A 13,572-nucleotide genomic window follows, 5' to 3' on the forward strand; every position below is an offset into this window, starting at 1 on the left:
CTGCGGATAAATAGGAACAGACCACCTAAACAACAGAACGACTCGTACCTCTGAACTAACATGCAAGGTGACAACCACAATCAAAGCTTTTACAGCACAGGACAAAACAACAGACCCAACAGCTTGTATCGTTTGGAAATCATTGCACTTTGGATATACTGCCAACATCAGTAAGCGTAGTGCATTAGTAGTAAATTGCGTAAAAAAGCCGTTTAAATTTTGCTAATAGTAGAACCATAGGTGTGATACGAAACGCCAAAGAGCGAGGGGTTATTACTCTATTTTAACGGTGAGCTCATGAAAGTAGCGAGCAGCATCTGAATCTACAAAACTTTCGTCCAGCAAGCGCTCGAGCAGACCTGACTCTTTGCCATGCTTGATTGCGGTTTCAAACGCTGCTTTATGTTTTAGACAGGGACTCTGGTTAGAAATAGCGATGTACTCTTTGCGAATAATGATGGGCTCAGCGAGCATTGACAGTTTGAGTTGCATGCCACTTTTTATCCAAGTGTTTATAGTTTGCCATTGCGGCGCAATAATATAGTCGACGCGTTTGTATTCTAACATTTTTAGTGCTTTTACCACTGAGTCAGCAGTGGAAAGTGTAAGGTTTGACAAGTTCACCCGGCTGTTGTCACTGCCTTCTAGTAAGCTCCCTTTGAGAATGGCGCCTTGTAGTTTGGTAAGGTGATTTGAATCACGAATTACATTTCGACCACGAACATAAAAAACGTTGTGCGCCGTAGAGGTTAATTCGGGACTCAAATAAGTCAGCTGGTTCGCAATACTTTCTGATTGTTTGATGCCGACTAGGATGTCGATTTTACCGTCTTTTGCCCACTTGATAGCCCTTAGCCAAGGCATCGGATGCATCACTTCAGTCTTCAGTCCGGAAGGTAAAATTTGTTGAATAAATTTGTAGCCAATACCATCTAGCTGCGTGTCTGAGGCAGCGAAGCTTAATGGGGGAGAGTCTGTGTTGCCCGACAGTTTTACAATTTCGCACTGTGCAATACTTTGCTGAGTGGCACACAGTAGCATAATAAAACAAAGGACTCGGTAAGGTTGCATAGACAATGAGCACCAAGACAGTTTTGTGACTGAAAATATAGTATAGCTTCTTTTAACTGTCATTTGCATGGCTGTGTGTGCTAACTAACTGTAGTGTTGCTTCGCAGCGATTTGCGGTTATCTCAATATGAAAATGCCAATCTAATTGCTTACAGAGTCTTTTTACGAGTTCGAGTCCTAAACCATATCCAAGGTTTTGTTGATCATCCAAACTGTATTCGCAGTCACTATCGTACTCTGTATTGGAGATAGAAATGTAATTCTGCTTTTGTGTTATTTCTACTATTCCATGATGGGTATGCTGATAGGCATTTCGTAGTAAGTTACCAATGACAATCTGCACAGCAGAGCGAGGAATAGAAAGTAAATATGGCTCTGTGTTGAGCATTACTGTAACTTCTTTTCCCTTGAGTAAATAGCTCAAGCTCTCTCGTTGTTCTGCCAGCATCTTATCAAGGTTGACTAGGTGGTTATCTAGCAGCGGCTTTTCTTGCCTGCTTAGCCACAGTAAAGTTTCGCTTAATGCCGCCATTTCATGACTGGCATGATCGATTCGTTGCAATGCTTTATAGCTTTTCGGTTGAAGCGGATCATTGAGACGTTGGATCAGTTCAACGCTACTACGGATCACAGCGATGGGAGTACGCAGTTCATGGCTTGCGTGGTTAACAAACTCTTTTTCACGCTTAAGGCTATGATTTACCTCTTGCAGGCTTTGTTGAATAAGGTTCGCAAGGGTATTCAACTCTCGATATTTAAAATGTGGTGCTGGCTCGTTAAGACTTTTATCATCAAGTGACGCAGCCCAATCTGATAGTTGTGCAACCGGCTTGGCAATGGTTCTCATTAAAGCGATAAGCATCAGTGTAAATACACTCAGCGCTGCGATGGCAAATAGTATGGCTTGCATCTCTGGCAACTCATACCAAGGAGGCGTTTCACTGGTGTTTGGCGTATCAAATAGGTGAGCGACATAACGAGCTTCCCCTTGCTCGGTCAACGTTTTGATGACGAACAGTGCTTGTTTGGGCTGGCTGTATAGATCATCTCTTATCATTTGTTTGTAGAGTTGATTGTTGACTAGATTGGTAGGATCAAATTGACTATTGATCTCAGCTGGCAGGTCCCGCCAGCTAGCAGCGATAATATAGTTGTGGACGCGCTCAGGCTGCCCTTTTTTGGGTGCATAAGACTGCGCCATATTTATCATGGTGCCACGCATCATGCCATCAAGACCTGCAAAGAAATGATTGGTCCACAGGATTGACAGCGTGACGATGATGACGGTTCCTAGCCCTAGCAAAGTCGCTAAGATATACCGCCGTAAACTCAAGTTGATCCCTAACATTGATGCTTGTGCTCCCACAGCAATGTAAACCCTTGTCGTGGTAGTGCCTGAACGGTGAACGAGGCATCATGTTCAGCCAGTGTTTTACGCAGATGATGAATATGTACTTTCAAAGGGTTACTGTCTGGCTGTTCATCCCCCCAAACTGCTTGAAGTAAAGACTCTCTAGATACAGGATTTGGATGAGCGCGCAGTAAGTGCTCAATAATAATTTGCCCTGTAGGGGTCAGTTTCAACGGTCTCTCGTTGATATGAGCTTGTTTTGTGGATAAGTTTAACTTGAGTGGACCCAGTGACAACAAGGTCACTTGGCTACTTTTGCGTAGTGCTAACGCTTTGATTCTGGCCACTAACTCTGGCATCGCAAATGGTTTGACTAAATAGTCATCAGAGCCTGCTGCAAACCCTGTCAGCTTGTCTTCAAGCTGATCTCTGGCGGTCAGCATAATAATTGAGGTGTCCTTGCCCTCGGCTCTGATCTGCTCACATACGCTAAAGCCATTTAACTTCGGTAGGTTTATATCAAGTATGATCACTTGATAATGATTCTCGGCTATTAGATTGAGCGCACTTTTGCCATTGCTCGCGTGGTCGCAGACAATGTCCTCAAGCTCTAAATAGTCGATAATATTACCGGCAAGGCTAAGGTCGTCCTCAACTAAAATCGCATTGATCATTTCGACCCCTCATCAAAATAGTTGCATAAAGCTTAGCAAATGTTGTTTTCACATCATGACTTATCATTAATAACATGGGAATTAAAAACAAAGTAATCACTGTGGCGAATAAAATCCCGTAACCTAAAGAAGTCGCTGCGGGGATTAAAAACTGCGCTTGTTGAGAGGTTTCCCCCAAGATTGGATAAAGCCCTGCAAATGTGGTCAGTGACGTCAACAGAATCGCGCGTAATCTGCCCGTTCCAGACTCTACCACGGCGTCCACAATGGCTTTACCTTCAGCTTTATAACGATTGAATTGATTGACCAGCAACAGGCTGTCGTTAATTACCACACCACTTAAGGCCAAAATACCATTCAGCGACAAAATGCTCAGAGTTAAATTGTTACTCCAGTGGCCTAAGATGGCTCCGACAAAGCCAAATGGAATAACAGCCATAATTAGTAACGGCTGAAGGTACGATTTCAAAGGGATAGCGAGTAATGCGTAGATCGCTAATAAAGCTAACAAGTAGGCTGATTTCATGGATGAAGTCGTTTCTGCTTGATGCTCAGCTTCGCCCGCAAAATGAATCGCTAAATCCGGATGCTGTTGCAGTAATGTTGGAGTGAGTGTGGCCTTTAAATTTGCAACCAGCTCAACTGGAGTGAGCTGTTGTTTGTCGACCGCAGCAGAAATGGTGATGGCACGTGTACCATTGATCCGAGTGATTTCCTGTACTTGCGTGTCGTTTACTATGGTCGCGACGACGTTCAGTGGTACTAGATTACCATCGGGTGTTCTTACTCGCGCATGGGCGACGTCGGATGGGTTGCTTCGCTCTGATAGCGGGTAGCGTACTCGGACTTTTACTTCGTCTTTGTCGCGCATATAACGTTGTACGATTTCCCCGCCAAATGCTTGCAATAGCTGTCTAGCTAACAGCTCACTGGTCATCCCCAACATTTTGCCTTGCGGTGTTAATTCAAACCGCAGTACCGATTCGCCAGGAGCGAGTGTGCTGTCGATACTATGCACACCTGAAGTGGTGTTGAGTGCGCTTTTGATTGCGGTTTCTGCGTCAAGCAATGCTGCTTCATTGTTGCTTTTTAGCTCTACTTTAAAATTTGACACCATGGCGAGCTGAGATTGGATATGTAGACTTTTTACCCCTTCAGGTTTTCCGACCAGTGTTCGCCATTGTTCAGCTAACATGACCATGCTGTACGGAGCATTTTTCGCCAGCGATACCGTGATGTTTCCTGCTAAGTCGTTGCTAGCGCTTACGGCCACGTGTTCAATGGCTGTTGCTTCACCATCTGGTAAAATGGCTTTTTCAGCAAGGTAAAGTTGTTGCTCTAGTTGGGTTAAATTGTATTCGGTTTGGCCAAAACTGGCGTCGTTTTGCAATGTCATATTCGCTGTAAGCGTATCTGCAGGCAAACTTGGAAAAAAGCCCACTCTAACCATTCCATTGGTAAGTAGCCCAAAGGCAAGTAACAGCATAGAAATAAATGTCAGCAGTGCAGCATAGCGGTGTGTTAACACCTGTTGTAGGGCCGGTTTATAATAATGAATGTTGAGTTTGTTTAATGCCATATCGGCTCGGTTTTGTACTTGACTCCATAGCTTGCCAAGCAAGTGTGTTGGTTCGTTTTGCGTGTTTAAGTGAGCAAGATGGGCGGGTAAAATCAGCTTTGATTCCACCAGAGAAAGCAACAAACACAGCGCAACTACGGTGCCGAATTGAGCGTACAACACACCCAAGCCACCTGATACAGATGCCAACGCCATAAAAGCTGCAACGGTTGTTAATACACCAAATAAAGTTGGCATCGCGACTAGGCTGGTTCCCGTGATGGTGTTACTTATAGTGTCGCCCAAACGCTTGCGCGTTGAGTACACGCTTTCACCGACAACAACCGCATCATCGACGACAATGCCTAGGGCCATAATAAATCCAAATGTGGTCATTTCATTCAGTGTCAGGTTGGCATAAGGTTCGGTCATAAAATACAGGGCGCCAAAAAACACAAATGGCAATCCTGCGGCGACCCAAAATGCCACTCTTAGATTGAGAAATACCGCTAACACGATAAACACTAATACAATGCCGCTAAGCGCGTTGTAAGACAGTAGACTTAACCTTTCCGTGATCAGCTGGCTGCGGTCATACCATGTGATAAGGTTAACGCCATCAGGTAAAGTCGGCTGAAACTGGGCGACCACTTGATTGGCTTGTTCGACTATTTTTTCCATATCGCCAAATTCATCCATCACCAGCTTTATGGTATAAGCACGTTGACCATTAAAGCGAGATAGGTGAAGGCTGTCATCGGCATAACTGTCATAGATATCAGCGACATCACTTAGCTTTACAATACTTCCTTGCGCGCCCTTGATGACTTCAATATCAGCGAAGTCTTTGCCGTACAGCGCTTGGGTTGCTGCACTTAAACGGATCACTTTGTCTGGGTTGCGCAGGCTGGTGGTCAACGCGGTTCCCGATTCTTGGTTAATTGCAGCTGCGATATCACTCAGTGTTAGGTGATATGCTTGCAGCTTTGCTTCATTGATTTCAATGGCAATTAACGGCTCGCGATAATCGACCTCTGAAAGTGTTGCGATGTTAGGCTTGGCTAATAAAGATTCGGCCAGCTTGCTACCAAGTTGTTGTAAGGTAGCATGATCCGTATCACCAAATAACTGCACGCGTAATACTTGTTCTTCGCGTCGAGCCGCTTTTATGACAGGCTTTTCGGCATCACTGGGTAGGTTATGTATGGCATCGACTTGGCTCTTAACATCACGGAGCAGGGTGTTTAAGTCATGGCTAGACGTTTTTTCAACTAACACCGTGGTACCATTTGCATTGGATGTAGAAGTTATCCGTTTAATCCCGACAACAGACTGCAAGGCGCTTTCAATGGTCATGGCAATGCCTTGCTCAGCTTGAGTTGCACTACCACTGGGGTAAGTGACCGCAACTTGTACTGTATCCGGTGCTCTGTCCGGAAATGCTTCTTTTCTTAAGTTACCTGCCACACTTAAACCAAGAATGATCACTGCAGCCATCAGCAGGTTTGCTGCGACTGGGTTTTTGGTGAACCAGCTTATCACGCCATATTGTTTAAACATTGTTGGTATCCTCAGCAACAGCAGTAACTTGCATCCCTTGGTAATAACTGCTTAACGGACGCAACACAATGTGTAATTGTCTATGTTCCACTAGCGGTTTGGCATAGCTGTAACCTTGATGTTGGAATTGAATTTTTGGTTTGAATTTGGCTAGGCTGCCTGACATATCGACGTACCAAAGTTCTTGATGTTGAGACAAAGCCGATGAAGGCACTTTCCATAGCGCGTCAAACCGTTTTCCCTGAATGTCGGCGCGGACATAACTGCCAAAATGTAATGGCCTAGATTGTGTAAGTGGTTTGCTTAATCCAACAATTAACTGGCGTTGTTGGGTTTTCGGGTCAACATGCTTAGCCACTCGAATCGCTTCACCTTGCCAGCGATGATCACCATTCACATCAGTCAGTGTGACTGGCCATGTTGTAGAGTCGTCACTGATGCTCTCGTCTAGTAGTTGCCACTGTTTGCTATCTAGAGGAATAGCGATTTCCGCGTAGTCGGTGGAATATAAGGTTGCAATAGCACTGCCCTGTGGTAAATAGCTACCAAACTGGGCTTGTCTATCGACGATTAACGCATTGAACGGTGCTTTTATGTCAGTCGCCGCCAACGTGTAGTTTGCATATTGCAGTTCTTGTTCAGCTTGTTGTAGCTTGGCTTTTGCCGCTGTGAGTTGCGGTGTGTAAAGGGTTAAGTCTGAAAGTGGTTGTTCAGCAAGGGCCATTTGATGCCATTGTTGCTGAGCGCGTTGTGCTTTTTGTTGTGTTTGCTCATATTCCAACTGAGCTTCGCTTAATGCCGTTTTTGCTTTGGCTAACTGTGCTGCGAGCTGGTTATCATTAAGTGCTAACAACAAGGTGCCAGACTTAACCTGCTCGCCGACTTGTAAAAGCGGACTAAACCACTCAACTTTGCCTGCGACTTCAGTATTAAGTTGCAACTGCTGAACGGCTTTCACTTCTCCATAGCCTGTCACAATAGCTTGGTGCGGCTCAGCCGAAACCGTTAAAACCGAAACTTGGATTTTACTCGCAGCGCTCATCGGTGACGGTGGCGCTATTGGTTTGTCGCCTTTGTCACTGGTTGGTTTGCTTGGCAGTGTAAATATGGTTGCGAGCATAAGCGTCAGCAACGCAACACAAATAATGACAACACGGTATTTCTTTTGAGACATTAAGATACTCCAAGGCCGAGGGATAACCCGAGGTCTACACGATTTGAAAGCTGTTTTAATTGCAGTGAAATTAATTGCTGCTGTAATGTGGCTTGCGATATTTGACTATCAATCAGTGAGGTTGCATCGCTCAGTCCTTGTTTGTATTGCTGTGTGATATCTTGACTGAGTGCGCGCTGTGACCGCAGCGCTTGCTGTAACTGCTGAATTTGCCGTTGTAATGCCTGCTCGTTGTTTATGCTGTTTTGTACTTCATGCGCGGCATTGAGCAGCACTTGTTGATAATTCCAATAGCTCGATTGGGTATCTAGCTGTTTTTGTGATAGCTGCTTACGTAGCGTTCCGCCTCGGAAAATAGGCGCAGTTAACTGACTCAGCAATTGCCACACCCCACTCGTTAGCAAATTACTGTTAAGTGAGTCAGATTGCGTGGTTAACGACGCTTGCAGGTTAAAGCTTGGCAGCAGTGATTTGTATGCGAGCTTTTCATTCACTTCACTTTGTTTTATTTGCAAAAATGCAGCGCGAAGATCTGGTCGGTTAGCCAGATTTTGTTGCTCTAATGCTTTATTGGGTAAGCGAATACTGGGAAGCAGAGCTGGAAAATTAAACTCGCTGATATTGTTAGGTTGTTGGCCCAGTAAAATTGCCAGAGCACTTGCCGTTGTTGCCTTGCTATTGTGGTATTGTTCAACGGCTACTTGTGTTTGTGCTAACTCAACCAGTAATGTATCAAGCGCTTCTGCATCAGTGAGACCGCGAACATAATCAGCTTTTAGCAAGGTATATTTGGTTTGCAAATGAGTCTGTTTTAGCTGTTCTAATGTTAATAATTGCTGATTTGCAGTCATTGATAAATAGCTGCGGATCAGGTTTGCAGCCAGAGTTGCTTTTGCGGCGTATAGGTCAAGTTCCGCCATCTGCTTATTGAGCATTTGCTGTTGACTGTTACTTGCAATGCTACGCCAAACATCAATCTCCCAGCTAACGGCCAACTTACCCGCAACACTATTGTTTTGTTGCTCTTGGTTTTTACCTTCAACACTGGCGTTAAGGTTAGGTAACTTATCACTATTGGCATGACTCAGCTCTAGTTGGGCGCTTTGTAAGCGCAGTTGAGTCTGTTGTAAGTTAGGATTATTTGCCAGCGCCGTTTCTACCAATCGGTCCAAAACACCAGAATCGAGCAAAGCTAGAATTGAGCTTAGCTTCACCTCGTTTTGTAATAAGTTTTGCTCAACGCCAATGTGACTAGCTGCAAGTTGGCTGTAGTTTTCATTAGGCATAGAGACACATGCGCTTGCTAATAGACTGAGCATGATAGGAGTAAGCAATTTATTAATAGCGGACCTCTTCAATAATCGCTAACAGGTAGGCGGGCAGTCTAGGGCAGGGGAGGTTAAAGCTTGGTTAAAAGTAACGCAGCTGCATTAAGCTGGCATAAAAACAGAAAAAAGCCAACGAAACCTTGGGGGGAGACGCTGGCTTAGGGCACGGTTTTTTACTCCTTAGTGGAGAGGTTTACTTGAATCGATACACCTTGGTTAGCGCCATCACCGGCAGCTAAAATGAAGTACCAGCCAATTGGAGGATTCTCCACTTTGAGGTATTCATCATTGCCATCACGTGTTGAGGCAAATTGATGGTATTGTCGTGTCGGCCACAATGCTGCGGTGTAGATATTCGTATCACCTCGGCCGTGACGCGTTCGTATTTCTAAGGTCGAATTCGGTTTGGTCACGTTGACATAATAGTAACCGTCACCAGCAATGGTGCAGACAGCCTCGCCTGATTTCAGTTCGCTATAACCAATAGGGGCTTGGGTCTGACATTGATCGGTGATAGCTAACGGTTTCTCTCCGAGCTCTAGCAACGCGCTTTGCTGTCCATATGCAATAGAAACACCTTGATATTCCCCTTGCCCGATTGCACTCACATAATGCCTGCCTTTATTTGCAGTGATTTTTAGTACTTGTTCACTGCCTGTTCCTGTTGAGTTCGCCATTGCATTTGCCCGAGTTGCCCATTGCTCTGGGTGGTAATATAACTTTAGCTTGCCACGACCTTCGCGGGTACTGACGTACACTATGGTATTGTCTTGTTCGACATCAAAGAATAGGTAATGCGCTTTTCCTGAGATACACTCGCCCTGATCTGGATTGAGTTTTGAACTCGATGTTAGGGTATCTCCCTCACGACAATTTGCTGGTAGATATAGTGGTACTCCTTGATAGTTTTTAGCACGCAGCTGAAGTCTATCGGGATCGCCTTCATTAGGTTGTGGTATCCAAGCTTTTAGACACGCGGCATCTTTAACGCAAGGGTCAGTTAATGCTTTCATAAAGTTCACGAGATCGGCTTTGCTTTGCTCAGATAAGCCAAGAGGTTGTAACACAGGTGCACCATCAGCAATTTCATCATCGACAATTTTGGCTGCCTGATCGGTGTTATAACGAGTATCAGGGAAAAGACTTTGACAATTTTCCAGTGCCTTAAATTGTGGCTGTTCACACCATCCTTTGCCCTCAATGTATTCAGTCAGCATGGGATGATAATCATCATAATGTTCCATGACTTCTTCGAGTGTATCGTAGCTACCAGCGTGTCCAAATGGGCCGGTTACCTCAATATTCAGTAAGGTGCCAGAACGGAAACTAAAGAGATCCGCGTCACTGCCATTTCTATGGGTACGGCCTAAATCGTTGGTTTCATTTCCTGGAGTGCCAGTGCCTGGTCCTATTTGCGGAAAAGCTAGTCTGTGATAGTTCGAGCCCTTGGTTTGGGTAAAAGTATCGGTGTTATGACAGCCAATACATTGTGTCGGCAAATAGTCCGGAGGACCGCCGCCATCAGAGGGAGGTGGTGGCATATGCAAATACAAGTAGGCTCCACGTTTTTGTGATTCTGATATGGCTGATTTGTCTCCTTTCACATAACGATTCCAAGGATTATCAGAAAAATTCATAGATTGTTGATATGCAGCGATAGCTTTGGTGATATTGGCAAAGGTAACCACCTCATCTGTGCCACTATTGCCGTATACCGCTTCAAATTTCTCTCGCCACTGGTTCTTAAACAACTCACCTTGTGCGTCTCCATAATCACCAATCCTTGCCGCTAAATGGGCTCTAACCGCTTCGTTGGATTGTCCTTTCATAAATTCAAAGCCGCGCATCTCCGAGGCGGTAATGACCGGAAACCGAGCTTGAGCTGCGAGCAGGCTATCACCGGCTTTTGGATCGGCTTCTCCGTAGGGGACATCGGGGGTGCTGATACCTTTTTCAGGTGACAACCAATCCAAAAATTCGACTCTCGCGTCCCTAAATAGTCCTCTTTTATACACCCAGGCATTAAAAATGGTCGGAGTATTTCGAGGAACATAAAATTCACCGGTAATGGTTTTACGGCCGGGGCCTAGTATATCTTCGTCCTCAGCAAGTGTTCCCACTGCCAGTGATAAGCCATCTCCACCACCCAAATAGGGGTGATGGCAACTGGCACAAGCGACATCTTTGTTACCACTGAGCGCTTTTGAGAAAAATAGTAGCTTACCCAACTGCACTTCGGGATTAGAAACATCAGGAATTTGCACACCTTGCGTGGGATCACCCGTCAAGCCATGTTGTTCGATCAGTTTTGTCAATTCGTCATCGACATTATCTGGGATAGGAATGGCTAACGCTTGGGTAGCGAAGCCAATTGCGACGGTAACACCTACTAGAGTTCGTTTCATGTTGATTTTCCTTTACTTGTTGTACCAAAGCGATGACGGTGTCATTTTGGAATGACCGTCCAGCTTTTCACTGAGATACCAATTTCATCAACACTTACTCAGCCAACTTTTAATTCCAGTCACATCAAATACGATGACGGTCACAATGTTTGTATTGTTATAAGGACCAAACTGAATATGGCAAGTAAACACCCGGTCGACGAAATTCGGACCAAGATGCTTGCAAATAACCCGTAGCAAATCGATGTAGGCGGGAAAAAATTGCAAACTAGCATTGAATGTATGTAAACAGAGGTTAAATAAAGGTTAAGGTGCTTGGTGGTGTAGCAGTAACTGATTTGCACCTAGGTGCTGGTGGATTTTCCTGGATTGAAGGAGTGTATGAGTTGGAAAATTAAAAAAGCCAGATATGTAAGCCTAGCGATTTGGTGCGCGCTCTAGCGTCGAAATGTTCTTGAATTACGTTTTAACCAGACTTTTGGCGAGTGCTTCCAGCAACATAAACGGTTTTACGACGTCTTTGGCCCATGCCATGCGTAACGAGCTATGTGACTTAGTAGGATTAAACAAATCACTGCCGTAGTTAATTGCTATCCAGGTTTCTCAGCCTTTTGCATGCGACTATCCGATTTCAACTCAGGATCAGCGTAAACGCAATGGGAGCGGACCAGATTATCATAGTCATTGCTTACAATTCCCTTTTATACGTTATTTTCTCAGTAATGTTTTGTGAGTGTTTTTAATCCATTGCTGACACCACAAAGATGAGAACACTGACTCTATGTTGATACAGGTTTTCTATTGTTATTTTGTGCTTGTACTTTAAAGTAGTGGGGAATTACTTCAAAACTATCAGGAAAAGGTAATGAAAAGATTAATTGCGTCAGTTCTTATGGTATTGATGACGGTTGGATGCTCAGACAGCGAAGTCGGGGATGTATCACTGGGCTTATTTACACTCAAAGACATCAAACTCGACTCTATGGTTGATCCGGTCGTCACCGGCGTGACTTGCCATGTCGCCAGTATTGAGGACAATCTGAGCCTTGCAGATCCAAGCGATAGTTCAATTGCTTGTCGACAAACGAGTGAAATTACCAAAGCGATGATTGCCCAGATAGATAAAAGTGATTCTGGGGAAGTGGTGTTTAAAAAGTCTAAAAGTATCTTCTTTAAGTCGATGAAGGTCAGACGTATCTTTGATGCAAAAAATCAAACACTGATGTACGTCGCGTATACCACTAAAGAAACATCCGGTAGTTTTAAACACAGCCTATCAACAGTGCCTCTGTGGGGAACTCAGGCTTATTCAACTGAGAAAAACTAAATTAAACGGACGGGTAGAATGGAACTTAAAGATAAACTCATTTTATTGTGTAAGTCAGGCGGTATTTCACTCTTTTTAGCGGTATTACTCTATCTATCCTTATTTTCCATGTCTGCCCAGTTTTACCATGATATTTCGATTTCTCCTTTGGGCGAAATGAAAGGACTGGGTATGCTGTTTCTGACTTGTTTTCTGGTCTTTTTATTTAGCGCTATTTTTAGCTATTTCTTTTTCAAATTACGCACTTTTAGAGAAAAAATGTATGTCGATTGGTTAGTAAAATCCATAATGTATTTACATCTGCTACTTTGGTTTGGAGTCCTGTTTGTTGCTGGGTATTTAGTGTGGAGCTTATATGGACAAGTGCAAATATTAGAACAAGCGAAAAGCCCAAATACTCCACCGGCTCGGCTTGAAGAACTGGTTTCTTACTTCCCAGAACATGGTGATGTATTGGAAGTTTATATAGCCGGAAACCCTAATGCGAATAGAAATACACTGACCTTCCTGAGTCTTAAACGGAAGTTTCCAATCAACTTAATGCTAGTTAAAAACCCAAGTACTCCAAAAGCGATTTTAGAAGAAATAATTGATAGCTACCAAGGTGGACAGCAAGAAATTATTATTAATGCGGTTATGGCTAATCCGCTAATCGCAAGTGGGGAAGTTACGTTACACGTTAAAAATAACTAATGTTGTAATTTTTTACCTTTATTTTTATCATTCTGTATTGAAAGTTTAATCAGTATAGTGTTTTATGCTCTATGCGGGCTAGTGTGATTTTAATAAAATTAAAAACCAATATTTATGGTCTGCAAATAATAATCAAGAAAGGCGGTGTAAGTTAGCTTGTAGCCTTTTGTAAAAATATAAGGATAATTAAGATGAAATTAAAGTTTAATAAGAAATCAATAAAAGAACTCAACTCAACTAATAAAGCGTTACCTTCAGGTATGACGCCACAAGTCGGGGGCGGTGCTGGTACAACGTTAAGTGTAGATTTTTGTAATTCAGATGGCGCTTGTTGGACTATTCCTCAAGGAGGCCATAAATGTTGGATCTGGAACGAAACTGACGTGAACTATTGTGGTCGTTTTTAAGATTTTATAATTTTGTTTAGTAGA

General features: G+C 43.8%; 10 protein-coding genes. 3 read left to right on the forward strand and 7 right to left on the reverse strand.

From position 1 onward, the window contains the following. Positions 1–273 precede the first annotated feature (273 nt). From ACSLBF_RS04510 to ACSLBF_RS04540, 7 genes are all read right to left on the reverse strand, one after another. Positions 274–1,071, reverse strand: coding sequence for a substrate-binding periplasmic protein (locus ACSLBF_RS04510; protein ID WP_440055410.1), 798 nt, complete (start codon positions 1,069–1,071; stop codon positions 274–276). A 52-nt stretch (positions 1,072–1,123) separates the two neighbouring features. Further along, positions 1,124–2,419: a sensor histidine kinase gene (locus tag ACSLBF_RS04515; RefSeq protein ID WP_440055411.1), complete on the reverse strand. Its 1,296-nt coding sequence runs from the start codon at positions 2,417–2,419 to the stop codon at positions 1,124–1,126. After that, positions 2,413–3,096 carry a response regulator transcription factor gene (locus ACSLBF_RS04520; protein ID WP_440055412.1) on the reverse strand — a complete coding sequence of 228 codons (684 nt, stop codon included), beginning with the start codon at positions 3,094–3,096 and terminating at the stop codon, positions 2,413–2,415. The genes ACSLBF_RS04515 and ACSLBF_RS04520 overlap by 7 nt, the downstream gene beginning before the upstream one ends. Beyond that, complete coding sequence (locus ACSLBF_RS04525) at positions 3,074–6,214, reverse strand: efflux RND transporter permease subunit (RefSeq protein WP_440055413.1); 3,141 nt, start codon at positions 6,212–6,214, stop codon at positions 3,074–3,076. The genes ACSLBF_RS04520 and ACSLBF_RS04525 overlap by 23 nt, the downstream gene beginning before the upstream one ends. Beyond that, the gene (locus ACSLBF_RS04530; RefSeq protein ID WP_440055414.1) at positions 6,207–7,388 is read right to left on the reverse strand and encodes an efflux RND transporter periplasmic adaptor subunit; all 1,182 of its coding nucleotides are present in this window, start codon (positions 7,386–7,388) and stop codon (positions 6,207–6,209) included. Before ACSLBF_RS04530 ends, ACSLBF_RS04525 begins: the two co-directional genes overlap by 8 nt. After that, a complete protein-coding gene (locus ACSLBF_RS04535; protein WP_440055415.1) occupies positions 7,388–8,674 on the reverse strand; it encodes a TolC family protein in 1,287 nt (428 codons plus the stop codon). Before ACSLBF_RS04535 ends, ACSLBF_RS04530 begins: the two co-directional genes overlap by 1 nt. Before the next feature lie 215 nt (positions 8,675–8,889). Beyond that, entirely contained in the window at positions 8,890–11,121 is a 2,232-nt protein-coding gene (locus tag ACSLBF_RS04540; RefSeq protein ID WP_440055416.1) for a cytochrome c peroxidase, read from the reverse strand. Between the two features lie 865 nt (positions 11,122–11,986). Here ACSLBF_RS04540 and ACSLBF_RS04545 point away from each other — a divergent pair. The 3 genes from ACSLBF_RS04545 (at position 11,987) to ACSLBF_RS04555 (ending at position 13,548) form a co-directional block, all read left to right on the forward strand. After that, positions 11,987–12,448 (forward strand): CreA family protein, encoded by a 462-nt coding sequence (locus tag ACSLBF_RS04545; protein WP_440055417.1) that lies wholly within the window; start codon positions 11,987–11,989, stop codon positions 12,446–12,448. A gap of 18 nt (positions 12,449–12,466) precedes the next feature. Then, positions 12,467–13,141, forward strand: coding sequence for a hypothetical protein (locus ACSLBF_RS04550; protein WP_440055418.1), 675 nt, complete (start codon positions 12,467–12,469; stop codon positions 13,139–13,141). Between the two features lie 191 nt (positions 13,142–13,332). Then, a complete protein-coding gene (locus tag ACSLBF_RS04555; protein WP_440055419.1) occupies positions 13,333–13,548 on the forward strand; it encodes a hypothetical protein in 216 nt (71 codons plus the stop codon). The last annotated feature ends 24 nt before the right edge of the window (positions 13,549–13,572 follow it).

The organism is Pseudoalteromonas sp. T1lg65, assembly GCF_051930985.1.
GTDB lineage: Bacteria > Pseudomonadota > Gammaproteobacteria > Enterobacterales > Alteromonadaceae > Pseudoalteromonas.

Excerpts from the sequence above, each read along its gene's own strand:
- ACSLBF_RS04535 (WP_440055415.1), bottom strand. The coding sequence starts at position 8,674 with ATGCCTAATGAAAACTACAGCCAACTTGCAGCTAGTCACATTGGCGTT.
- ACSLBF_RS04550 (WP_440055418.1), top strand. The coding sequence starts at position 12,467 with ATGGAACTTAAAGATAAACTCATTTTATTGTGTAAGTCAGGCGGTATT.
- ACSLBF_RS04540 (WP_440055416.1), bottom strand. The coding sequence starts at position 11,121 with ATGAAACGAACTCTAGTAGGTGTTACCGTCGCAATTGGCTTCGCTACC.
- ACSLBF_RS04520 (WP_440055412.1), bottom strand. The coding sequence starts at position 3,096 with ATGATCAATGCGATTTTAGTTGAGGACGACCTTAGCCTTGCCGGTAAT.
- ACSLBF_RS04555 (WP_440055419.1), top strand. The coding sequence starts at position 13,333 with ATGAAATTAAAGTTTAATAAGAAATCAATAAAAGAACTCAACTCAACT.
- ACSLBF_RS04515 (WP_440055411.1), bottom strand. The coding sequence starts at position 2,419 with ATGTTAGGGATCAACTTGAGTTTACGGCGGTATATCTTAGCGACTTTG.
- ACSLBF_RS04545 (WP_440055417.1), top strand. The coding sequence starts at position 11,987 with ATGAAAAGATTAATTGCGTCAGTTCTTATGGTATTGATGACGGTTGGA.
- ACSLBF_RS04525 (WP_440055413.1), bottom strand. The coding sequence starts at position 6,214 with ATGTTTAAACAATATGGCGTGATAAGCTGGTTCACCAAAAACCCAGTC.
- ACSLBF_RS04510 (WP_440055410.1), bottom strand. The coding sequence starts at position 1,071 with ATGCAACCTTACCGAGTCCTTTGTTTTATTATGCTACTGTGTGCCACT.
- ACSLBF_RS04530 (WP_440055414.1), bottom strand. The coding sequence starts at position 7,388 with ATGTCTCAAAAGAAATACCGTGTTGTCATTATTTGTGTTGCGTTGCTG.